The 22,784-nt window shown below is 35.2% G+C and carries 19 protein-coding genes, 3 pseudogenes and 1 riboswitch; of the genes and pseudogenes, 12 read left to right on the forward strand and 10 right to left on the reverse strand.

The genetic code is table 11. From position 1 onward, the window contains the following. Positions 1-14: 14 nt before the first annotated feature. Genes nadD through leuS form a run of 4 tightly spaced genes read right to left on the reverse strand, consistent with a single transcriptional unit; the run spans position 15 to position 4,787 of the window. Positions 15-671, reverse strand: coding sequence for a nicotinate-nucleotide adenylyltransferase (gene nadD / locus ACGH46_RS06005; protein ID WP_411604733.1), 657 nt, complete (start codon positions 669-671; stop codon positions 15-17). Further along, positions 665-1,690, reverse strand: a complete 1,026-nt coding sequence (gene holA / locus ACGH46_RS06010; protein ID WP_411604735.1) for a DNA polymerase III subunit delta — start codon at positions 1,688-1,690, stop codon at positions 665-667. Before holA ends, nadD begins: the two co-directional genes overlap by 7 nt. Then, positions 1,677-2,171: an LPS assembly lipoprotein LptE gene (lptE, locus tag ACGH46_RS06015; RefSeq protein ID WP_411604737.1), complete on the reverse strand. Its 495-nt coding sequence runs from the start codon at positions 2,169-2,171 to the stop codon at positions 1,677-1,679. Before lptE ends, holA begins: the two co-directional genes overlap by 14 nt. A 33-nt stretch (positions 2,172-2,204) precedes the next feature. Beyond that, a complete protein-coding gene (gene leuS, locus ACGH46_RS06020; RefSeq protein WP_267380744.1) occupies positions 2,205-4,787 on the reverse strand; it encodes a leucine--tRNA ligase in 2,583 nt (860 codons plus the stop codon). A gap of 227 nt (positions 4,788-5,014) precedes the next feature. Between leuS and ACGH46_RS06025 the strand changes: the two genes are divergently transcribed. Continuing rightward, positions 5,015-5,644: a hypothetical protein gene (locus tag ACGH46_RS06025; RefSeq protein WP_411604740.1), complete on the forward strand. Its 630-nt coding sequence runs from the start codon at positions 5,015-5,017 to the stop codon at positions 5,642-5,644. Positions 5,645-6,118: 474 nt separating this feature from the next. Continuing rightward, complete coding sequence (locus ACGH46_RS06030) at positions 6,119-6,739, forward strand: hypothetical protein (protein WP_411604743.1); 621 nt, start codon at positions 6,119-6,121, stop codon at positions 6,737-6,739. Positions 6,740-6,916: 177 nt separating this feature from the next. On the opposite strand, the pseudogene bamD reads toward ACGH46_RS06030, so the two are convergent. Further along, positions 6,917-7,639 (reverse strand): annotated as a pseudogene (gene bamD / locus ACGH46_RS06035) (outer membrane protein assembly factor BamD); the annotation flags it as partial. An 89-nt stretch (positions 7,640-7,728) separates the two neighbouring features. Here bamD and rluD point away from each other — a divergent pair. Then, entirely contained in the window at positions 7,729-8,703 is a 975-nt protein-coding gene (gene rluD / locus ACGH46_RS06040; RefSeq protein ID WP_411604746.1) for a 23S rRNA pseudouridine(1911/1915/1917) synthase RluD, read from the forward strand. A gap of 10 nt (positions 8,704-8,713) precedes the next feature. After that, positions 8,714-9,481 (forward strand): peptidoglycan editing factor PgeF, encoded by a 768-nt coding sequence (gene pgeF / locus ACGH46_RS06045; RefSeq protein ID WP_411604910.1) that lies wholly within the window; start codon positions 8,714-8,716, stop codon positions 9,479-9,481. A gap of 354 nt (positions 9,482-9,835) precedes the next feature. Here pgeF and ACGH46_RS06050 read toward each other — a convergent pair whose 3' ends face one another. Both ACGH46_RS06050 and queD read right to left on the reverse strand, forming a co-directional pair. Further along, positions 9,836-10,450, reverse strand: a complete 615-nt coding sequence (locus ACGH46_RS06050) for a 7-carboxy-7-deazaguanine synthase QueE (protein ID WP_267352472.1) — start codon at positions 10,448-10,450, stop codon at positions 9,836-9,838. 2 nt (positions 10,451-10,452) lie between these two features. Continuing rightward, the gene (queD, locus tag ACGH46_RS06055) at positions 10,453-10,875 is read right to left on the reverse strand and encodes a 6-carboxytetrahydropterin synthase QueD (RefSeq protein ID WP_411604749.1); all 423 of its coding nucleotides are present in this window, start codon (positions 10,873-10,875) and stop codon (positions 10,453-10,455) included. Positions 10,876-10,878: 3 nt separating this feature from the next. Next, positions 10,879-10,924, reverse strand: a riboswitch (PreQ1 riboswitch). A gap of 283 nt (positions 10,925-11,207) precedes the next feature. Between queD and clpB the strand changes: the two genes are divergently transcribed. Both clpB and ACGH46_RS06065 read left to right on the forward strand, forming a co-directional pair. Beyond that, positions 11,208-13,778: an ATP-dependent chaperone ClpB gene (gene clpB, locus ACGH46_RS06060; protein WP_267352474.1), complete on the forward strand. Its 2,571-nt coding sequence runs from the start codon at positions 11,208-11,210 to the stop codon at positions 13,776-13,778. Positions 13,779-14,118: 340 nt separating this feature from the next. After that, positions 14,119-14,922 carry a Cof-type HAD-IIB family hydrolase gene (locus ACGH46_RS06065; protein WP_411604752.1) on the forward strand — a complete coding sequence of 268 codons (804 nt, stop codon included), beginning with the start codon at positions 14,119-14,121 and terminating at the stop codon, positions 14,920-14,922. Positions 14,923-14,959: 37 nt separating this feature from the next. Here the strand turns inward: ACGH46_RS06065 and ACGH46_RS06070 are convergent, their stop codons facing one another. Continuing rightward, complete coding sequence (locus ACGH46_RS06070; protein ID WP_411604753.1) at positions 14,960-15,721, reverse strand: DeoR/GlpR family DNA-binding transcription regulator; 762 nt, start codon at positions 15,719-15,721, stop codon at positions 14,960-14,962. A 242-nt stretch (positions 15,722-15,963) separates the two neighbouring features. On the opposite strand from ACGH46_RS06070, the gene alr reads away from it, so the two are divergent. Both alr and mltG read left to right on the forward strand, forming a co-directional pair. Beyond that, positions 15,964-17,052: an alanine racemase gene (gene alr, locus ACGH46_RS06075; RefSeq protein ID WP_411604756.1), complete on the forward strand. Its 1,089-nt coding sequence runs from the start codon at positions 15,964-15,966 to the stop codon at positions 17,050-17,052. A gap of 6 nt (positions 17,053-17,058) precedes the next feature. Then, a complete protein-coding gene (gene mltG, locus ACGH46_RS06080) occupies positions 17,059-18,072 on the forward strand; it encodes an endolytic transglycosylase MltG (protein WP_411590563.1) in 1,014 nt (337 codons plus the stop codon). 98 nt (positions 18,073-18,170) lie between these two features. Here mltG and ACGH46_RS06085 read toward each other — a convergent pair whose 3' ends face one another. After that, positions 18,171-18,488, reverse strand: coding sequence for a YqcC family protein (locus ACGH46_RS06085; protein WP_411596887.1), 318 nt, complete (start codon positions 18,486-18,488; stop codon positions 18,171-18,173). Further along, positions 18,489-19,031: pseudogene (gene ampD, locus ACGH46_RS06090) on the reverse strand (1,6-anhydro-N-acetylmuramyl-L-alanine amidase AmpD); the annotation flags it as partial. Between the two features lie 200 nt (positions 19,032-19,231). On the opposite strand from ampD, the gene ppdD reads away from it, so the two are divergent. The 4 genes and pseudogenes from ppdD to ACGH46_RS06110 all read left to right on the forward strand — a co-directional run bounded on the left by ppdD (position 19,232) and on the right by ACGH46_RS06110 (position 22,720). Next, entirely contained in the window at positions 19,232-19,663 is a 432-nt protein-coding gene (gene ppdD, locus ACGH46_RS06095) for a prepilin peptidase-dependent pilin (RefSeq protein WP_411604759.1), read from the forward strand. 44 nt (positions 19,664-19,707) lie between these two features. Next, positions 19,708-20,799: pseudogene (locus ACGH46_RS06100) on the forward strand (GspE/PulE family protein); the annotation flags it as partial. Beyond that, positions 20,796-21,971 (forward strand): protein transport protein HofC, encoded by a 1,176-nt coding sequence (hofC, locus tag ACGH46_RS06105; RefSeq protein WP_411604762.1) that lies wholly within the window; start codon positions 20,796-20,798, stop codon positions 21,969-21,971. The pseudogene ACGH46_RS06100 and the gene hofC, both read left to right, overlap by 4 nt. Continuing rightward, positions 21,971-22,720, forward strand: coding sequence for a prepilin peptidase (locus tag ACGH46_RS06110; protein WP_411590548.1), 750 nt, complete (start codon positions 21,971-21,973; stop codon positions 22,718-22,720). The genes hofC and ACGH46_RS06110 overlap by 1 nt, the downstream gene beginning before the upstream one ends. Positions 22,721-22,784: the final 64 nt, after the last annotated feature.

Below are 22,784 nucleotides of genomic sequence, written 5' to 3' on the forward strand. Positions count from 1 at the left end.
AAGTAAAGTCATTTCTAAATTTTCTTTGTCTGGTAAAGACCTTGTTGGTGGATATATTGCCAAACTTTTAGTGGTAATAGACCTTCACAACTTTGTTGATTCTTAATTTTTTGCCTGATTTGCGTTGCTGAAATATTTTCTAAAGGCGTATCAGAAAAATAGATACATCCTTGAGCAGAATCATGCAAATTTTTTATATTAGTCGTACGATTTTTATCAATCCATTGTTGAAATTCAACATTATCAGTTCTTGCGGCATAATTTGGTCGCTGACAAATAATCAAATGGCAATAATCGAGTAATGATTGCCATTTATACCAACTGGGCAAATTCAGTAATGAATCTTGCCCCATAATGAATGCAAGTGATGCGGTTTTCCCGTTTTCATGACGCCATTGCTTTAAAGTATCGATGGTATAAGAAGGTCGATTTACAGTGCTAGGAACAATTTCACGGGTGTCAACGGTAAACAAAGGTAAATCTTCAATGGCTAATGCTAACATTGCCAGACGCTGTTGTGTGGTTGCATCTGGTTGCGCTTTATGTGGTGGTATTTTATTGGGTAATAAAACTATCTGTGTCAAACCCACTTCTTGCGCTAATGAAATTGCAGTGCGTAGATGACCATAATGAATAGGATCGAACGTGCCACCAAATAAAGCGGTTAGCATTGATTTAATCCCATAAATTGCATCATCAAACTGGTCAAATTGTCCCAAATTTGCAATTGGCTATCGTGCTTTAAACCGATCTCAATATCGGTCAATTTTGCCAAAGTGGTAAATAAATTTTTGATATCACAACGCGTTAAATAGGCGGTATATAAAGCTCTTTTGTTTTGCCATATTTTATATTCATCAAACGCTTGTTTAAGCGATTTTTTTTCTGAAGATTTTTTTAAATTAATAAGTAGAATTAGCTCTCGTTGAAAAATTCGCATTAAAATCAGTGGTTCCAAATCATTCATTTTTAGTTGGTGTAATATATGTGTTGCACGTTTAGATTTATTGGCAACCATGGCATCAATCCAATGATAAGGCGTAAATACAGCCGAATCATTAATGTTATTTTCAACTTGATCATAACTAATGGTATGATTGGGATATAGTAATTTTAATTGTTCAATAATTTGTGTTAATGCGAGTAAATTACCTTCATAATAATAACAAAGTAGTTCAATCGCTTGTGGTTCGATGCTTATTTGTCTGTGCTGAAGATGACTTTTTATCCAATGAGGTAATTGTAAGGTATCGGGCGTGACGCAATTAACGACAACAAGTTTATCGTTTAACGCTTTATACCATGTTGCGTTTTCCTGGGTTTTAGTGATTTTGTTTAAACTGATTATTAGCGCAATTTCAGGGGTTAAAACGTCACTTAGTGTATTAAGCTTTGTTATTAAGGCTGTATTTAATGCATTATCACCAAAATCAAGAAAGATAAGCGTGTTATTCGAAAATAGATTTAATGCCTGACAACTGTCATAAATTGCTGACCAATCGGTTTGATTGTCTATCGTATATGTCAGTTGCTCATCGAATCCTTTCTGTTTGAAAGTATGACGCAATTGAGTTTGTGCATAATGTTGCAGATAGGGATCACTTCCTACTAATAAATAATAGGGTGATCCTAGGTGATTAGTAATTTGATCAGCATTGATTTTAATCATAACAACGTTATTTTTTTGCATCTACAGATTTTAATTTACCTATAATCTGTTTTGCTGCTTGCCTATACATTTCGTCTTCGATTAAATTTTGCTCTGCTGTTTTAGATAATGGCGTTGACGGATTATCAAAGAATGTACGGAATATCCGTACATTAATTGGATATATTTGCTTACCATTGATTACGGCTTGAGCATAGACGGTTAAAACTAATTGATATTCAGCAGCTTTACCGTCTTGATAAATCGATATGGTATTACGATCAATATTTTCATTGGTGATATTCAGTGTCGGATATTTGCCTGAAGCATCATCATTGACTAGTGTGATATGATTATCATGCAAGAGTTCTTTAACATATCTTGATAATTTACCGTAAGGATCATAACTTACGTAAGACATAGTTTTAAATCGTGCAGGTATCTCTGTTTCATTTTGCAAATGAAATCCACACCCTGTCAGTGATATTGCCATTAGCATGATTAAGACGATATATTTTTTCATAAGTATTACCACCAATTTTCGTTATTAACAATATTAACCAACAACCAAATTCAATAATTTACCTGGTACATAAATGACTTTACGAATAGTCACATCTGCCAAATATTTTTGTATATTAGGTTCTTGTTTAGCTTGTTCTACAACAAAATCTTGCTCAGCATTAGCAGGTACAGTGAATTTGCCCCGTACTTTACCATTAATTTGTACTACGATGAGTTTTTCATCTTCAATCATCGCTGATTCATCAGCAATCGGCCATGTTGCATCATCGATTGATTCACTATGTCCTAATGCTTGCCACATAATAAAACAGACATGCGGAATCATTGGATAAAGTAAACGAACAATCGCGTTTAAAGCTTCGTTCATTAATGCATAGTCTTGATCGTTTTCTAAAGGTGCTTTTTGTAGACGATTCATAAACTCCATGACAGCAGCAATTGCCGTATTAAATGTTTGTCGACGTCCAATATCATCACTGACTTTGGCAATGGTTTTATGAAGTTCACGACGCAATGTTTTTTGTTCAGCATTCAATTGAGTCACATCTAATTTGACACTTTTACCTTGCTGTGCATATTCATACACTAAACGCCAAACACGTTTAATAAAACGGTTAGCCCCTTCAACACCTGATTCTTGCCATTCAAGCGTCATATCAGCAGGCGAGGCAAACATCATAAATAATCGAACTGTGTCAGCACCATATTTTTCAACCATTTCCTGTGGATCGATGCCGTTATTTTTCGATTTCGACATTTTAGTCATACCTGCATGCACAAGTTCATTGCCTTTGCTGTCGATTGCTTTACAAATGCGACCTTTTTCATCACGTTCAATGGTGACTTCGGTCGGTGATACCCAAATGCGTTCGTTTGTTGGACTGGTATAATAAAATGCATCAGCAAGTACCATACCTTGACAAAGTAATCGTTTAGCTGGTTCATCAGAACTGACTAAGCCAAAATCACGCATTAATTTATGGAAGAATCTAAAATAAAGTAAATGCATAATGGCATGTTCAATACCACCAACGTATTGATCGACAGGTAACCAGTAATTCGCTGCTTTTTCATCTAACATGCCCTTGTCATAGTGCGGACAAGTATAACGTGCGTAATACCATGATGATTCCATAAAGGTATCAAAGGTATCGGTTTCTCGTAATGCCGCTTGACCATTAACAGTCGTTTTTGCCCAATTTGGATCGGCTTTAATTGGACTGGTTATTCCATTCATTTCGACGTCTTCAGGTAAAATAACCGGTAATTGGTCTTCTGGCGTCGGAATGGTGGTTCCATCTTCAAGGGTGACCATTGGAATTGGTGCGCCCCAATAACGTTGACGGGAAACACCCCAATCACGCAAGCGATAATTGACTTTACGCTCACCAATACCCAATGCAGTCAATTTGTCGGCGATCGCATTGAATGCTTGCTCAAAATTAAGTCCATCAAATTCACCCGAGTTAAATAGCTTACCATGTTCAGTATAAGCATTTTCAGACAGGTCAGGAGCTTGCCCATCTTGATTTAAGATAACTGGTTTAATTGGCAGATTATATTTTGATGCAAACTCATAATCTCGCTCATCATGTCCCGGTACTGCCATCACAGCACCAGTGCCATATTCAATTAAGACAAAGTTGGCAATCCATACCGGCACTTTATTACCCGTTAACGGGTGAATAGCATAAAATCCAGTAGCGATGCCTTTTTTCTCCATTGTTGCCATATCGGCTTCTGCCGTTTTGGTATTTTTGCATTCTGCAATAAATTCAGCAATTTTCGGATTATTTTTCGCTGCTAATTGTGCTAGTGGGTGCTCAGCGGCAACTGAGACAAAACTTACGCCCATTAAGGTATCAGGGCGGGTTGTATAAACACGCAATTTATCATTGTAGTTTTCTACAGCAAAATCAAATTCGACCCCTTCAGAACGACCAATCCAGTTTCGTTGCATTGTTTTAACTTGTTCTGGCCAATCTTCAAGCGTATCTAAATCATTGAGTAGCTCTTCGGCATAGTCAGTAATTTTGATAAACCATTGTGGGATCTCTTTACGCTCGACGGGGGTATTACAGCGCCAACAGCAACCTTCAACGACTTGTTCGTTCGCCAGTACAGTTTGATCGTTAGGGCACCAGTTAACTGCTGAAGTCTTTTTGTAAACTAAACCTTTTTCATAAAGTTTAGTAAAAAACCATTGTTCCCATTTGTAGTATTCTGGTCGGCAAGTGGTGACTTCACGATCCCAATCATAACCAAAACCTAATAATTGTAATTGCTTTTTCATGTAAGCAATATTTTCGTAAGTCCATTTTGCTGGTGCGGTATTGTTTTTTACTGCCGCCCCCTCAGCGGGTAAACCGAAAGCATCCCAACCTATTGGTTGTAATACATTTTTACCATTTAGACGTTGATAACGTGAGATCGTATCACCGATTGTATAATTACGGACATGACCAAGATGCAAACGACCTGAAGGATAAGGAAGCATTGACAAGCAGTAATACTTCTCTTTAGATGCATCTTCAGTAACGTGAAATGTTTTGTTCTCTAGCCAATGTTGTTGAACTTTGGCTTCAATCTCATCTGGGCGATATTGTTCTTGCATGACGAATTAATGTCCTATCTATTATTGCTAATAAAAAATAATTTGCTAATTGTATTGGTTATTGGCACGTTTTACAAACGATATATGAAACAAGGAGAATGATTTGATACCAATATTTATAAGAATTAAAATCAATAGAGTTAACAAAATAAAAGAAATAAATCTTTGCTTCTCAATATATTTAAAAAAACTTAAGATATATTTCTAAAAAATATAAGGAATAGCTTATGGAAAATCGTACATTTGAATTTCGTTGTTTCACTCGTCGCTCATTTATTGTTTTACTTATATTAGTTATTAGCTTTGCTTTATTTGTCACAGGTTGTCTCATTTTTTTATTTACCTCTGATGCTGTCATGCCTTTGATCCCCAAACAATATTTTATGGTGATTTTTTTTGGTGGAATCATTGTGTTGAGCTTACTTTCTGGTGTTTTGTTTGCTATAAGTATTGTGAGTTTATTCCGTAAAAAAATGACGTTTAATGTCAATTCATATTCGATTAATATTGATGACCATAAAAAATTGAATCAAATGTTTCAATTTTCAGCATTACAAAAAGTAATAATGATTAAACTCGAAAAACCTATTTGGGTTAATCAAACACTTATCCTGGAATTTGACAATGAGCGTATTAAGATGCTGACAGTAAAGGGAATAATTCCACTGTTATCCAAAAAAGATATCGGGCAATTTTACGAATTTATACAATATCTTCATGAACAAGTTCTCAAGCCAGATTTTACATTATTTTCGGTGGATAAAACCTTATCATCTAAAATAGATGAATTAATAGCCCCACTCGTATTACATGTTGAAGTAGTACCAGAATATCGTTACCTTTATATCAGAAAGTAGCTAATGCGCATATGTTGTTTATAAATTAGTGATAAAACAATGGCTATTGAATGGTTAAATAGCCATCAACTGTTTTGATAAACGTTAACTGTCTTTTAATTGGTCAATATATTAACCACCATTAAACACACTTAAGATGCGAGAAAGAATGATTTTTCTCTTCAACCGGTATATTTTTGATATTGGCTTAAATAAATTTATCGACTTTTTGGGCTTCAATTTCATCTAGGCAATATTGTTCTTACGTGATGAATATATGTCCTATCTATTATTGCTAATAAAAAATAATTTGGTAACTCTATTGGCACGTTTTATAAACGATGTAAGAAACAAGAAGAATGATTTGATACCAATATTTATATGAATTAAACACAATAAAGTTAACAATATAAATAAAAAGAAATAAATCTTTTCTTCTCAAAGTATTTAAAAAAAACTTAAGATATATTTCTAAAAAAATATAAGGAATAGCTTATGGAAAATCGTACATTTGAATTTCGTTGTTTTACTCAGCGCTCATTTAAAAATTTAATGATACTCATTTGTTGCTTTGGTGTTTTAGTCCTTGGTTGTCTCATGTATTTATTTTTCTCTGATGCGATCATGCCGATGATTCCCAACCGGTACTTTGAGGTCATTTTTATTGTTGGACTGCTTGTTCCGGAATTATTTTCTATCTTTCTATTTGCTATATGTATTGCTCGCTTGCTTCGTAAAAAAATGACGATTAATCTCAATTCATATTCGATTAGTATTGATGACCATAAAACATTGAATCAAACGTTTCAATGGTCAGCATTAAAAACAGTAATAATGTATAAAAGTACCGTAGTGCTATATCAAACGATTATTTTGGAGTTTAACAATAAGCTTATTAATATGATGATGGCAAAAAGTATATATTTATCCAAAAAAGATATTGATCAATTTCTTCAATTTATACAATATGTCGAAGAACAAATTATAAAGCCAGATTTTACATTATCCTCATCGGATACAACTTTATCAACTAAACTTACCCAAGAACTAACAAAAGCATTAACAAATATAAATGATGATCATGGAGTATACCGTTATTTATATGTCAGAAGGTAACGAGGCAATGTTTCTTGATGATAAAATACTAATATGGCTATTTAAACAATTAAATAGCCATACTCGATTTTATACAAATTTGGATATAAAGTGATTAATGGTTAATTAGCCGCCATTAAAGACGCTAGTAAACCGTGAAAAGAATGACTTTTGTTGCTCTTTGGGCATATTTTCAAGATTAGCTTGAATGAGTTTATCAACATTTTCGACTTCTGCCGTTAACCCTAATTCTTGATAAGCATTGCGCATTAACAATAGAGCAGATTTTGTTGAATCTGTATCGGGAAATAGGGATAGCATTTGTGTCACACGATTAATGACAGCGACATACGCCCCACGTTTGGTGTAAAATTCAGCCACTTTTAACTGATAACGTGCTATTCTATTTTTTAAAAAAACTAAGCGTTTTTGTGCATCAGCGGCATAATAACTTGATGGAAAACTGGAAACGAGGTAGGAAAAATCTTTAAAAGCCGTGATCGCATATTGGGAATCGCGATCTGAACGATCAACATTGAACCAACCTTGAATCATATTGTCATCTTGAGCCATATTAGATAGGCCACGCATATATATCACCCAATCAACATTTGGATGAGTCGGATTCAATTTTAAAAAACGGTCTATTAAGGCTACAGCTAGTGGTAAATCTGCAGTTTTGTAATATGCATAAATTAAATCAAGTTGAACTTGTTGAGAATAGGGACCAAAAGGGTAACTTTTATCCAATGCTTCTAAAACAGTAATACTTGATTTTAAATTACCACTATTAAGTGCATCTTGTGCTTTACTATGGAGTTCAACCTCTGATACATTTTCAACATCAGGCTTTGTTGATGTACAACCAATAAGCACACCACTTAATGCGATAGCCAATAACGAGTGTAAGCGTAATTTCATTCAGTTTCCAATCCAAAAAATAAACAATAACCGTTATGATTAGTATATAATACTCTAAAACATATCAGCTTAAAATAGATAAATTACATATGCAAGAATTAAAATTATCAAATCAAATTGAGTCAACTCAACTTGGGATGCGTTTAGACCAAGCATTATCAGAACTTTTCCCCGATTATTCTCGCTCAAGAATTAAAGACTGGATTATCAATAATAAAGTATTAGTAAACGATGTGATAGTTAATAAACCCAAAGAGAAAGTATTGGGTGGTGAAAAAATTATTATTCATGCTGAGATTGAAGAAGAGACTTATCATCAACCAGAAAATATTAAATTAGATATTGTTTATGAAGATGATGATATTTTAGTGATAAATAAACCACGAGATTTAGTTGTTCACCCAGGTGCAGGTAATCCAAATGGCACAGTATTAAATGCGTTATTACATTACTGCCCTGAAATTGCTCGCGTTCCACGTGCAGGTATTGTTCATCGGTTGGATAAAGACACGACAGGTTTGATGGTCGTTGCTAAAACTATTGTTGCCCAAACGCATTTAGTCGAATCGCTACAATTAAGAGAAATAACCCGTGAGTATGAGGCGGTAGCTATGGGTATTATTACGGCGGGAGGAACGATAGATCAGCCGATTACCCGACACCCTACCAAACGAACTCATATGGCTGTGTTTCCGACAGGAAAACCTGCTGTAACACATTATCGTGTTTTAGAAAAATATCGATTGCATACAAGATTGCGTTTACGATTAGAAACTGGACGAACACACCAAATTCGAGTACATTTAGCACATATTGCTCATCCTTTGGTCGGTGATCCTCTTTATGGCGGACGTCCAAGACCACCAAAAGGGGCCAGCGAAACACTTATTAACACATTACGAGAATTTGATAGGCAAGCATTACATGCAACCATGTTAAGGTTATATCATCCAATAACGGGTGAGCAAATGGAATGGCATGCGCCTATACCAGAAGATATGCAAAGACTAGTTGAAGCATTACAAGAAGATACAGAATTATATAAACATGAGCTGGATTGGTGAAAGAAAAATGATTAAATCGATTTATCCTTACTGGTTTGCGCCGAAAAATGTTCGAGCGTTGACCACAACACGAATGGGCGGTGTCAGTATGCCGCCATTTGAAAGTTTAAATATGGGAGGGCGTACCGGTGATAATATAAATGATGTTGCAGAAAACCGAAAACGCTTAATTACCGCTGAACAGATACCCAGCGAACCTTATTGGCTTAATCAAACTCATAGTACTGTCGCCCTTGATATTTCACAAATAAAATTACAACCCCCCACTGGAATCGTTAATAATAAACAAATATTTGAAGCTGATGCGGCTTATACTCATCAAGCAAAGCAAGTGTGTGTTGTGTTAACTGCCGATTGCATGCCTTTATTATTTTGCTCTTCGAAAGGCGATGAGGTCGCGGCAGCGCATGCGGGTTGGCGAGGATTGTGCAATGGAATTTTAGAAGAAACCGTTAAAAAATTCTCCTGTAAACCATCCGAAATTATGGTTTGGATGGGACCGGCCATAAGTGCCAAAAAATATGAAGTAGGGGAAGAAATAAAAAAACAATTTGAGGTCATCGATCCAGAAGCAAAAAGTGCATTTAAATTAATCAATATACCAGAGCAAAAATATTTGGCCGATCTCTACTTAATTGCCAAACAACGTTTGAATTCAATAGGTGTAAATAAAATATTTGGTGGTGATTATTGTACTTATACAGAACAAGATAAATTCTTTTCTTATCGACGAGAAAACCGAACAGGAAGAATGGCATCAATGATTTGGTTTGAGTGATATTTAAAAAAATGGTGCAAACATTCTCAGATTAGCTGGCAAATAAAGAAACCAATCATGACGTTCCTCAGTTATTCTATTTTGGTGACTTAAAAATATAAAACTTCTCTTCTGCCAGCTAAATAATCATTCTTACGTGTTTAACTTAGTGAAGTTAAGTTAATTTTCATTAAAAATTTATCTTTCATGTTTTGAGCAAGTTAATCTTGGCTAATAGTATGCAAAGTTCAAACATGTTATTCTTATTTTCGTAACAAAAACTTTATTAAATTATTAAGTTATATAATCATTACAATCGTTCAGGGCAAAATTATGAGCCGTTAACGGTAAACAGATGTGCTTTTTCGTGATTAATTATTCAATATTAGCAAATTTATGCGTTTGAATATTCAGTAACCATTTATTTTCAATACGATTTTGATTAATTTGTCCAAGTAATATGATTGTGTCATGCATGTTAAACTCGCCATTTCTTTCACAAGGCGATAAGTAATAGCGTTTAGCTTGAATATTTTGTTCAATATATTGGCAAAACGAAATGAAGTCAGGATGATTTTCAGCAACGATTCTCACTTCATTAGCAATTGACTGAACTATTTTTTGATAACGTGATTGATAGCAAAACTTAGGACTGAGAGCGATATAGTCAATTAAAGCGTCGACTTTGCCTAAACCATTACTTTCAATAGCAATAAAATAACCCGCTTGTTTAAGGGGGAAGAGTAATTTAGATAGATCTTTAACTAAGGTTGGCTCGCCACCCGTAATAATGATATTTTTGCTTTTATACTGTTTCACTTTGTCGAGAAGTTGATCTAATGTGAAACGGGTATATTGGCGAAAATTGGTATCACACCAACAACAATTTAGATTACAACCTGCCAAGCGAATAAAAATGGCGGGCATACCGGTATTATAACCTTCGCCTTGCAGTGATTCGAAGATTTCAACAATACGAAACTCAAGCATAGTTAACCCCGTTGATACTCGCAGTATGAGCTTGGGGTTTCCCACAGTTTAATCTTGGATATGGGTAAATAGTTCGATAAACAATCAAAAATGTATTGACTCATTCCTTCAGCGGTTGTGCGACACGGAAAAGCAAATGTTTTTCGATCCATTTCTTGCAATAAGGTAGCAATACGGCATTCATTAACATTATTTTGGTGGTAAAGATAAGCATGATCGAGTGGATCAATAATATGTTTTTTTACAATGGATTTGAGATCAGCGTAATCCATTACCATATCTTCGCTGGAACCCTTATTAATGAGTTCACCACTAATTTCGACGACTAATCGGTAAGTATGACCATGCAGGTTATGACATTTTTTGTTATGCCCGTCTAACATGTGACAAGCATCAAATTGGAACTCTTTGGCAATTTTTAACATTTTACATTCCTAGTTTTTTTTCGTGGGATGGATCACGAACCACGGTTAGTTAACCTAACAGAAGAAAGCGGTTAATATAATAGATATCAAGTTATTTGTCACCTTTCAATGATTATCTGAAACTAGATATTCTATTTAGGATGCGATTGTAAATATATTTAAATTTATCATTTTTAGGTCTAAAATGTTTCACGTTAGTCAGTTTTTATTATCTGTAAAAAAATTCTTGACAAGCTCTTGAAATTTTTCCTTCCACACTCATTTAGTCATTATGCAAATGGAATAAGTGTTTAATCATTTATGCCAAATTTATTGCTAAGGAGATAGATAATATGAGGTTAGATAAACTCACAAACAAATTTCAACAAGCTTTAGCTGATGCGCAGTCTTTAGCATTAGGTAAAGATAATCAGTATATAGAGCCTATCCATGTACTTTCAGCAATGCTTAATCAAGAAGGCAGTAGTGTTAATCCATTATTGGCAGCTGCTGGGGCAAATAATGCCATTTTACAACAAGAATTAAATCAATCCATTGACCGATTACCTCAAGTGCAGGGTGTCGGTGGCGAAGTTATCCCTTCTCAAGATTTAATTAAAGTTTTAAATTTATGCGATAAATTATCTCAAAAAAATGGAGATAGTTATATCTCTTCAGAGCTATTTATATTAGCTGCATTAGACGAAAAAGGGAGCCTTGGCGATATCCTAAAAAAATCGGGTGTCACTAAAGATAAATTTCTTCAAGCAGTCAATCAATTAAGAGGAAGCGACAACGTGAATGATCCAAATGCAGAAGATCAACGTGGTGCGTTGAAAAAATACACTATTGATTTAACACAGCGTGCAGAACAAGGTAAACTCGATCCAGTTATTGGGCGTGATGAAGAGATTCGCCGTACGATACAAGTGTTACAACGTCGTACCAAAAATAACCCTGTGTTAATTGGTGAACCGGGTGTGGGTAAAACTGCGATTGTTGAAGGATTAGCACAACGTATTGTGAATCGTGAAGTCCCCGAAGGATTACGTAATAAACGTGTCTTATCCTTGGATATGGGAGCCTTAATTGCTGGTGCTAAATATCGCGGTGAGTTCGAAGAGCGTTTGAAAGCTGTCCTTAAAGATATCGCTAAAGAAGAAGGTCGTATTATTCTGTTTATCGACGAAATTCACACTATGGTCGGTGCAGGTAAAGGCGATGGTGCTATGGATGCCGGAAACATGTTAAAACCAGCATTAGCTCGTGGTGAATTACACTGCGTTGGGGCAACAACACTTGACGAATATCGTCAATATATTGAAAAAGATCCTGCATTGGAACGTCGTTTTCAAAAAGTTTATGTGGCTGAACCGACTGTTGAAGACACCATTGCCATTTTGCGTGGTTTGAAAGAGCGTTATGAATTGCATCATCATGTTCAAATTACCGATCCAGCCATTGTGGCTGCGGCAACCTTATCGCATCGTTATATTTCAGATCGTATGTTGCCAGATAAAGCTATTGACTTGATTGACGAAGCTGCATCGAGTATTCGTATGCAAATGGATTCTAAGCCAGAATCATTAGATCGTCTTGAAAGACGTATCATTCAACTTAAACTTGAGCAACAAGCGCTTAAAAAAGAGTCGGATGATGCCAGTAAAAAACGACTTGAGATGTTAAATAATGAACTTGCTGAAAAAGAAAAGGATTATGCGTCACTTGAAGAAGAGTGGAAATCAGAGAAAGCTGCACTTTCGGGTACTCAGAATATCAAAGCAGAGTTGGAAAAAGCTCGCACTGAGATAGAACAAGCTCGTCGAGCAGGGGATTTAAACAAGATGTCGGAATTGCAATATGGCAAAATTCCGGAACTTGAAAAGAAACTCGCAACAGCTACGCAATTAGAAGGTAAAACCATGAAATTATTGCGTAACAAAGTGACCGATAACGAGATTGCCGAAGTATTATCGAAAGCGACGGGTATTCCTGTTTCGAGAATGCTTGAAAGTGAAAAAGATAAATTATTACACATGGAAGACGCTTTACATAAACGTGTTATTGGGCAAGATGAAGCTGTTGTCGCTGTAGCAAATGCTATTCGTCGTAGCCGTGCTGGTCTTTCTGATCCGAATAAACCGATTGGGTCTTTCTTATTCTTAGGTCCAACAGGTGTGGGTAAAACCGAACTTTGTAAAGCATTGGCAAACTTTATGTTTGATAGTGAAGATGCCATGGTACGGATTGATATGTCTGAATTCATGGAAAAACATTCCGTTGCTCGCTTAATTGGTGCGCCTCCTGGTTATGTTGGTTATGAAGAGGGCGGATATTTAACCGAAGCCGTACGGCGTCGACCTTATTCAGTGATTTTACTGGATGAAGTGGAAAAAGCGCATCCGGATGTCTTTAATATTTTATTACAAGTCTTAGATGATGGTCGCTTAACTGACGGACAAGGTCGTACAGTGGATTTCCGCAATACGGTTATCATCATGACATCTAACTTGGGTTCTGATTTAATTCAAGGACAAGTTGAGCTTAGTTATGACGAAATGAAAGCATTAGTTATGACTGTGGTAACTAAACATTTTAGACCTGAATTTATCAACCGTATTGATGAAACGGTGGTCTTCCATCCACTGGGTCAAGAAAACATCAAAGCGATTGCTAGAATTCAATTGGCACATGTTGAAAAACGCTTAGATGAACGAGGTTATGAAATGGATATTTCTGATGCAGCGTTAGAACATCTTGCTAAAGTTGGTTTCGATCCAATTTATGGTGCAAGACCGTTAAAACGCGCTATTCAACAAGAAATTGAAAACCCATTAGCACAACAAATATTGTCCGGTAAATTAGTACCAGGTAAAACCATTCATTTGGATTTAGTGGGTGATAATATCGAAGCTAAACAGTAATCAACAAATAAACCGACCTTAATGGTCGGTTTTTTTTATTGTACGATCCGTCACTTTAACAGTGTATATTGCGGTAAATAAGTCATCGACAATTTTAGATCTATCAATAATCAATCGATCCATTCTCGTTTTAACTCATTTGCACTAATAATAACTTTAACATATTAATAATATTGAGTATTTCCTAATTGAAAAACATCAATAGAATTTAAATGACTTCATTTTTTGTGATCATGATCTCATCCTGAACGATTACAATATTGCTAAATCGATCATAAAACATCATAATCAATCATATCTTGATTGATTAAATGAAATTGCAATGAGAAAGGATATTAAAATGATTAAATTGATTATAAGTGATCTAGACGGGACATTTTTAAATAGACAAGGTGATTATGACCGTCAGCTATTTTCGCAAGTGTATGCACTCATGGCTGAACAACAAATTCATTTTGTGGCATGTACCGGTAAACAATGTGAACGGGTTGAAGAACTCTTTGGTGATTACAGCGACAAAATCTGGATAGTCGGTGATAGCGCAACGACCATAAAACATAAAGGTGAATTTATTTATCGCTCATTCATCCCTAATGAACTAGGGCAGCGTATGATAAAAACCTTGGAACCAGTTAGTAAAGCGCACGTTATCATTGCTTGTACTGCTCAAGGAGCCGTCATCAAAGCCCATTTACCTGAACGATTAAAAGCTAAAGTCCGAGGTTCATATGCAACAATAATTGAAGTGGATGATCATGCTCTTATTGGTGATGACTTTATTAAAATCACTGTATATGATGAAAAAGGGCAATGTTTACAAACTCGACAGCATTTAACTCCTTTTGAAAACCAAGCTTATATTGTGGTGTCTGAAGCTTCATGGATTGATATCACTCAGCATGATGTTCATAAAGGGAATACTATCAAAAAATTACAACAGCTACTTAAGGTAAGTTATCATGAAACCATGGCATTTGGTGACGGTTACAACGACATAGAATTACTTGAACAAGCGGAGTATAGTTTTGCAATGCGTAATGCATTTGAAGAAACCAAAGCTGTCGCTAAATTTATCACCGGTTTCAATGATGATAGTGCGGTAATGAATACGATAAAGCAACTAATTGAATTGCAAAGCAAATGATGGCATGCTCAGATTGAGTTGATGACAGCTGAATCTATTAAGCGATTTCTATTTTGAGATTAAAATCTTCAAAGCCCTCAATTTTGCTATCTCGACTAGCGATAATGATATCTATATTTTCACAAGTGGCAACTTTATAGCGAGCAACTTGTTGCATTTTGTCGGCAATCACTGCGGCTATAACCTCATTGCTTTGCGTAATGACTTCTTTTTTGAAGCAGGCATCATCATAATAAACTGCGCTTAACCCCGCATGCGGGTCAAGTCCACAAACGCCAATAAAGGTTTGATCAAAGACCATATTTCGGATTTGATTAACGGTATCAGCGCCCATTGTTCCCCCCGTTAACGGATTAACTTTGCCACCTAATAAAATGAGCTCGCCATTGGTACGGCTACTTAAGACCGAAGCAATTTGAGGAGAATTGGTGACAATCGTTAATGTCAAATTTTGTGGGATATAACTTGCCATTGCTAAATAGGTGGAACCAGTATCAATAAAAATGCAGGAATTATTTTTGATTAATTTTGCACATTTTATTGCTACTGAAGATTTTTCGTCTACACATTGATTAATACGAGTTTCAAATGTGGCTGATTGTTTTAAATGGCTAACTGCTCCACCATATACACGCTTGCAAACACCGTCACGGGCTAGTTTTTGTAAATCTCGACGAATCGTGTGTTCTGAAACCCCTAACAATTTAATTAAATCAGCACTGACAACACGCCCTTTTTCAGTCAAAAGCTGCCGGATAAAAGATTGGCGTTGTTCAGGAAATGCATTATAATCAATCATCTAATATCCTTTAAAAAATTATGCTGATTTCTAAAAATATCTTTAATGATCATACCGTTTTTAAGCGAATTATCCTATGATTTTTTAAAAGGATAAATTACTTATGCCCCCGAATTTTTTAATTAACTTATTGATTGTGTGGTTTTTTTGTATTAAAACTTGATTAACCTTTCATATTTTATTTGTTATTATTTAGAACAGAAATTAAAATATCTTTTTTTACCTGAGTTAGGTTGGAAGTAATGTCTATTGCTGTCGTTAATGTTAATCGTCAAGCTATTCTGCATAATATTGAGTATGTGAGACGAAATTCACCTAATAGCTCCTTAATGGCTATTCTTAAAGCAAATGCTTATGGTCATGGGATTGCTGGCATTGCTCAATTATTATCCGATAAGGTCGACTACTTTGGGGTTGCAAGACTTTCTGAAGCGCTTTTGTTACGGCAAATTGGGATCATTACCCCCATTGTTTTGTTGGAAGGTTTTTTTCCACATGATGAAATAACGGATTTAATTGATTTTAATTTGCAAACTGTGGTTCATTCAAGTTGGCAAATTGATGCGTTAAATGCGATTAAAATTGAAAATCAAATCACAGCTTGGTTCAAAATTGACACAGGTATGCATCGTTTAGGGTTTCGGTTTGATGAGGCTCAAGGTGAATTTAATCGATTAGCAAGTTGTTGCGTTGTGCGTAAACCATTAAATATTATCAGTCATTTTAGTTCTGCTGATGATTTTTCTTCCGATCAAACGTCAAATCAATGTTTGCTATTGGACGACTTTGTTGAATCAATTTCTAGTAAATCATTGCTTGATAAGCAATCTATTGCTGCTTCTGGCGGTATTCTTGCTTGGCCAAATTCACATCGTGATGTGATTCGATTAGGTATTGCTTTATATGGCGTTTCTCCTTTTGAGAATCCCATTGCCGAATTACACCCAGCTATGACGTTTAAGTCAGAGCTAATTGCAGTAAGAAAGCATAAAAAGGGTGAATCTGTGGGCTACGGGCAAATTTGGACAAGTCATAAAGAGACAAAATTAGGTGTTGTTGCAATGGGGTATGGTGATGGATATCCTCGCGGTATACCCGAAAATACGCCTGTGTTAATTAATGGTAGACGTGTTCCTATTGTGGGGCGTGTTTCAATGGACATGATTATTGTTGATCTGGGACTGAATAGTTCGGATAAACCAGGCGACGAAGTCATTTTTTGGGGAAAGGAGTTGCCGGTAGAAGAAATTGCTAAATATACAGGTATCAGTGCATATGAATTATTAACGCGCTTAACTACACGAGCTAAGGTTCACTATATAGATAAATAAGTTATGATTAAAAAAATATTTTTATACACGTTTTTGGCAATAATTTTAGTTGTCACCGCTTCGCTTGCGTTGGGTTACTATTTTTTACAACAGTTTTCTAAACAGCATATTCATGTTAACGATGATAATAAAGTGTTTATTATCAAAAAAGGAACGTCAATACATCAGTTAGTTGAACAAATAGATCAAGCAAATTTAATGGATAGGGCTTATCTACTTCCTTATTTGTATAAATTAAATCCTGAATTAAGTTCTATTAAAGCAGGGGGATATAAGTTAGAACCCCATATGACTGTTGATGAGTTTCTAAAATTATTAGTGTCAGGGAAAGAAAGCAGTTTTACGCTAAGATTTGTAGAAGGGAAGCGAGCCAATGATTGGTTAAATACCATGAAAAATACCCCTTACATTCAACAAACTTTGGTTGATAAATCAAGCGATGATATTGCAAAAATTTTAGGTATTGAGGGGCCTCTTGAAGGGTGGCTTTCGCCAAATACTTATCTTTATACGGTCGATACCTTAGATATTAATATTTTAAAACGTGCTCATCTCACTATGAAAAATAACCTGCAAAGAGTGTGGGAAAATCGTGATAGTGGGCTGCCATATAGCACGCCGTATGAATTACTTATTATTGCCTCAATTATTGAAAAAGAGACTAGTCTTAGTTCTGAACGTGCGAATGTCGCATCTGTTTTTGTTAATCGATTAAAAGCAAAAATGAAGCTGCAAACCGATCCTACAATTATTTATGGTTTAGGTGATAAATATACCGGTAAAATTAGACGTATTGATATGACCGATAAGACTAATCCTTATAATACCTATGTCATTAATGGTTTACCACCTACGCCTATTTCAATGCCAAGTTTAGCGTCGTTAGAAGCTGCTGCACACCCTGCTGATACCAAATATCTGTTTTTTGTCGCTAATGGTAAGGGCGGACATACGTTTACGACGAATTATAATAGCCATTTAAAAGCGGTCAATGAGTATCGAAATAAGCTAAAAAAATAAAAATTGTATTTTTTCTTAAATTACCGCGGGCAGAACGCGGTAATTAACTTCTCAGATCTTTTCAATATCACCTTTTCAAATGTTTAAGCCATCATTAACTATTTGGATTGGGTCAATTCATCAAGTTGTTTTATCAGATCTAACAAATGGTCAATATTTTTCTCTGACTCTTTTAACGCTTCTTCAAAATAGGGGTGTAACGCAAAGGGCGGAATAGCCGAATTTGCATCAATTATAGCTCGAATTCGGGGTATAAAAATCCATTGTAACCATTCGTATGATTTCATGGTATCAAGAGCAAAAGGTTGTTGACTTAAAAAAGCATCCTGACTGGGTGGCAAGGCTTGCCATAAATCTATTTTTTTTAACGCTTGCTCAATTCGTTCTAATTGATCTTTAATTAAATTAGCTTGCATTTTGTTAGCAAGCAAATGCCTATAATATTGCCAATCAAAATAAGGCCCGGGATCTGTTTTACGTTCTGGCGCAATGTCACTGTGTCCGGTGATATTGTTAAGTGGATAAGTTTGTTGTAGTAGAAGGGTGACTTTTGCCAGTTGTTGATATTGCACTTCGGTAAATTTTTCACTATCACATCCTTCCAATTCGATTCCTATTGAAAAATCATTACAATTTTCTTGTCCTTCAAATGCTGATATACCTGCATGCCATGCTCGTTTATCAAAAGCTACAAATTGAATTATCTCACCGTCACGACGAATAAATAGGTGACTTGATACCTGCATTTGATAGATATCGGCAAAATAAGGGTGTTCATTTGGATCAAGCTGACCTGTGAACAGCTGTTCTACATAAGGGCCACCAAATTGATTGGGCGGAAGGCTTATATTATGAATCACTAATAATGAAATGGGTTTATCACTTGGTCGATCATTATAAAATGGTGAAATGACCTGTTTTACACCTTGTAACCAACCATTAACTATCTTTAAGGACATATCGACTCCTTATCTTATAAAACTTTGTTATCAAATGACTGATTTGTGATTTGACTTCCAATAATTTAAATAATGATGAAATCAGAAAAACAATTATTGTTATCCTTTTTCCATACTTGGCATACCGTTATTATTTCATTTTTTTTAAACGCTATAAAGTTGCTTGTGTTTCGTTAGCAATTTAATAACATAGAATGAATATGAACAAACAATCGGGATTTTCCTTATTTGAACTCATGATAGCAATTATAGTAATTGCTATTTTAACGGCAATTGGTTTGCCTGCTTATCAAGGTTATGTAAAAAAAGCAGCCATGACCGATATGCTACAAGCCATGACCGCTTACAAAACAGCGGTAGAAATATGTGTAATTGAGCAAGGTGGATTAGCAAATTGTAATAATGCAAATAATGGTATTCCAATGACTAAATCAACCAATTATGTCACCTCAGTGACAGTCACAAATGGGATGATTAAATTAGTTGGACAAAATGCCTTATCTGGCTTAACAGTAACGATGACACCGACGCTGAATATAACCCATGGTAGTGTTGATTGGTCACGTACCTGTGTAACTAATCCTGTTGATGTAAGCTTAAATAGTGTATGTGAAGATATCTTTAAATTTTAAATTAATGCAACAATAAAATGGTTTTAGTCATGCAAGAAGATCAACTAGTCGACAGTATTGATAAATTATTGCTTAGAGCTTTAAAAAAACGTGCTTCGGATATTCATTTTGAACCTTATCAACAAAGTTATCGCATTCGTATGCGGATTGACGGTGTATTGCATACCATACTGGCTCCTCCTTTAACACTGGCAAAGCAAATCGTTGCTAGATTGAAAATAATGGCAAAGTTGAATATTGCAGAACAGCGATTACCCCAGGATGGGCAATTAGTAATAGATCGTTATGCTATGCGGATTTCAACCTTACCGGTTATGAATGGTGAAAAAGTGGTGTTACGCGTACTCGATAATCATGATTCACCGCTGTCGATTCACGATTTAGGATTAACGGATAGGGCTCTTGCTCAGTTTCAACAAATATTAAATTACCCACAAGGACTAATATTAGTTACAGGACCGACAGGCAGCGGTAAAACGGTAACGCTTTATAGTGGACTGAAAACATTAAATTTGCCTCATTGTAATATCTGTAGCGTGGAAGATCCGATTGAAATACCGGTTGAAGGCATTAATCAAACATCTGTAAATATGAAAATTGGGTTAAGTTTTGCAACCATTTTACGTGCTTTGTTAAGGCAAGATCCTGACGTGATGATGATTGGTGAAATTCGTGATCATGAAACAGCAGAAATAGCCATTCAAGCTGCACAAACCGGACATTTAGTCCTGTCTACCTTACATACTAATTCAAGTATAGAAGCAATAACACGTTTGAATCAAATGGGAATAGAACGATATCTCATCTCTGCTAGTGTTAAATTAATCATCGCTCAACGATTAGTACGTAAGTTATGTTGTTATTGTAAAGTGGTGGCGAGCGAGCTGATTAGGCTAGGACAAAAGCCGATTCCACATTATGTCGCAATCGGATGTGAGAACTGTGTAGGTGGTTACTCAGGACGAATAGGGTTATATGAATTTTTAACTATCACCCCTGAAATTCAACACCAAATTTTAAATCAACAGGTTATAACACCTTCAAATCAAATTTCTTTAAGGCAATCAGCTGAACAATTAATACAGCAAGGGATAACGACCTTAGCAGAAATAAATAGAGTATTAGGTGGAACATGAAAAGGCTCTATTATTGGTACGACATCAATTTTATAGAACATAAAATTATAGCGGCTTCACAAAACGAAGCGCGACGGCAATTATTATTGCAAGGTGATATCGCCATAAAATTCAAGGCAGGTCACTATGTATTTTCAAGTAGTTTTAAGCGTATTGAATTATTTATCTTGACAAAACAACTGGCTACCATGCTAAAAGCTGGATTACCTTTGCTTGAAATTTTGCATTTACTTGCGCATGAACACCCTAAACAGCATTGGCAATGTTTATTGACGGAAATTGCAGGGCAACTAGCTAAAGGAGAACGACTATCAACAGTACTAACTCAACATCAATCTGTCTTTCCACCACTTTATGCTGAAATTATTGCAACAGGGGAATTAACAGGACAACTTGATTTGAGTTTTGAACAATTGGCCTTTCAAATAGAGGCATCAATTAATTTACAAAAACGACTAAAAAAGGCATTGCGTTATCCATTATTCCTTTTGTTTATGTCAGTTGTTGTAACACTAATTATGTTATTGATAGTATTACCTAAATTTGTAGATATTTATCAAAGTTTTGAAGCTGAACTTCCCTTTTTTACATTATTAATTATTGATTTGTCTTACTATATTCAGAATAACTATGGGAAATGGGTCGGCATGATTGGTTTGTTTTGGCTTATTTATCATTATCACTTAAAAAAATCTTACGCCCCAAAAATGGATAAATTAATATTGAAATTACCATTCTTGAATTCGTTAATTCATACTTTGCATTTAACCCAAATATTTCAGACTCTTTCTATAACTCAAATAGCAGGTATTCCTATATTGAGTGGGTTGAATGCGGTTGCAACAATTATGCAAAATTACCATTATCGTCATGTTATTTATCAAATTATCGCCGGAATTGAACAAGGCTATTCATTCAGTGCTGTTATCGAGCAGCAAAGTTTATTACCTCCATTGTGCAGTCAATTGATCTTGGTTGGTGAAGAGTCAGGTACATTAGATTTGATGCTAAAACAACTAGCAGAATATTATCAGGAACAACATCAAACGCTGACTGATAATATGATACAGTTGTTTGAACCGCTATTGATGTTAATTCTAGGTTTGATTATTGGTGGCTTAATTATTGCCATGTATTTACCGATTTTCCAATTGGGGGATGTTATTCATTGATGATTTGGTTAATTATTGGATTGGGAATGTGTTTGGGAAGCTTCATTCATGTGGCTTACTGTCGTTTTAAGCCTATCTATTCAGGGTATGAATATTTAATTGCTATTTCTTTTCATCGCTCTCGTTGTCCACATTGTCACAAACAACTTAGATTTTGGCAACTGTTTCCTGTTTTTTCATGGCTATTACTGAAGGGACAATGCTGGGCGTGCAAAGGGAAAATTCATTATCGCTATATCGTATTTGAGATTTTATTTGCGGTTATTTTTGCTATTCTATTTTTGACAAAAGGCTGGACTTTAAATACGGTTTTATTAATGATATTAGCGTGTTATTTTCTCTTATTGGCAATGATAGATCTAAAATATTATTTATTGCCAGATCTATTTACTCAACCCCTACTATGGTTAGGGATTTTAGCTGGCTATTTTAATCTGTTTGGCATTACGTTAAATAAAGCGATCACTGGCATTATTTGGGGTTATTTTTTATTAATTGTCCCTAAAGAATTATTTTATTTGCTGACCAAAAAACAGGGACTAGGGCAGGGTGATGTTAAGTTATTGGCTGCTTTAGGCGCATGGATATCTTATGAAAGTCTTCCCTTGTTGTTAGTTTTTTCATCATTTTTAGCTATCGTTTATTATCTTATTTTGCGTTATGGATTAAGTGAGCAATCAATAACCGTAATTCCATTTGGTCCGTTTTTGTTAATGTCGGGTTATTTGATTTTGTATTACCATGTGTGAGTTTTTTCAGTTATATACTGTTTTCAAAGCCGTTTTAATGTTTGATTGAAAATAGAGGCGTTTA

Origin of the sequence: Gilliamella sp. CG22, assembly GCF_046635725.1 — a bacterium.
In the GTDB taxonomy this organism is placed as follows: domain Bacteria; phylum Pseudomonadota; class Gammaproteobacteria; order Enterobacterales; family Orbaceae; genus Gilliamella; species Gilliamella apicola_I.

Coding starts and splice junctions, on each gene's coding strand:
- ACGH46_RS06065 (WP_411604752.1), top strand. CDS start 14,119: ATGATTAAATTGATTATAAGTGATCTAGACGGGACATTTTTAAATAGA.
- alr (WP_411604756.1), top strand. CDS start 15,964: ATGTCTATTGCTGTCGTTAATGTTAATCGTCAAGCTATTCTGCATAAT.
- queD (WP_411604749.1), bottom strand. CDS start 10,875: ATGTTAAAAATTGCCAAAGAGTTCCAATTTGATGCTTGTCACATGTTA.
- lptE (WP_411604737.1), bottom strand. CDS start 2,171: ATGAAAAAATATATCGTCTTAATCATGCTAATGGCAATATCACTGACA.
- ACGH46_RS06025 (WP_411604740.1), top strand. CDS start 5,015: ATGGAAAATCGTACATTTGAATTTCGTTGTTTCACTCGTCGCTCATTT.
- rluD (WP_411604746.1), top strand. CDS start 7,729: ATGCAAGAATTAAAATTATCAAATCAAATTGAGTCAACTCAACTTGGG.
- ACGH46_RS06070 (WP_411604753.1), bottom strand. CDS start 15,721: ATGATTGATTATAATGCATTTCCTGAACAACGCCAATCTTTTATCCGG.
- clpB (WP_267352474.1), top strand. CDS start 11,208: ATGAGGTTAGATAAACTCACAAACAAATTTCAACAAGCTTTAGCTGAT.
- ACGH46_RS06110 (WP_411590548.1), top strand. CDS start 21,971: ATGATTTGGTTAATTATTGGATTGGGAATGTGTTTGGGAAGCTTCATT.
- holA (WP_411604735.1), bottom strand. CDS start 1,690: ATGCAAAAAAATAACGTTGTTATGATTAAAATCAATGCTGATCAAATT.
- ppdD (WP_411604759.1), top strand. CDS start 19,232: ATGAACAAACAATCGGGATTTTCCTTATTTGAACTCATGATAGCAATT.
- ACGH46_RS06050 (WP_267352472.1), bottom strand. CDS start 10,450: ATGCTTGAGTTTCGTATTGTTGAAATCTTCGAATCACTGCAAGGCGAA.
- hofC (WP_411604762.1), top strand. CDS start 20,796: ATGAAAAGGCTCTATTATTGGTACGACATCAATTTTATAGAACATAAA.
- leuS (WP_267380744.1), bottom strand. CDS start 4,787: ATGCAAGAACAATATCGCCCAGATGAGATTGAAGCCAAAGTTCAACAA.
- ACGH46_RS06085 (WP_411596887.1), bottom strand. CDS start 18,488: ATGCAAGCTAATTTAATTAAAGATCAATTAGAACGAATTGAGCAAGCG.
- ACGH46_RS06030 (WP_411604743.1), top strand. CDS start 6,119: ATGGAAAATCGTACATTTGAATTTCGTTGTTTTACTCAGCGCTCATTT.
- nadD (WP_411604733.1), bottom strand. CDS start 671: ATGCTAACCGCTTTATTTGGTGGCACGTTCGATCCTATTCATTATGGT.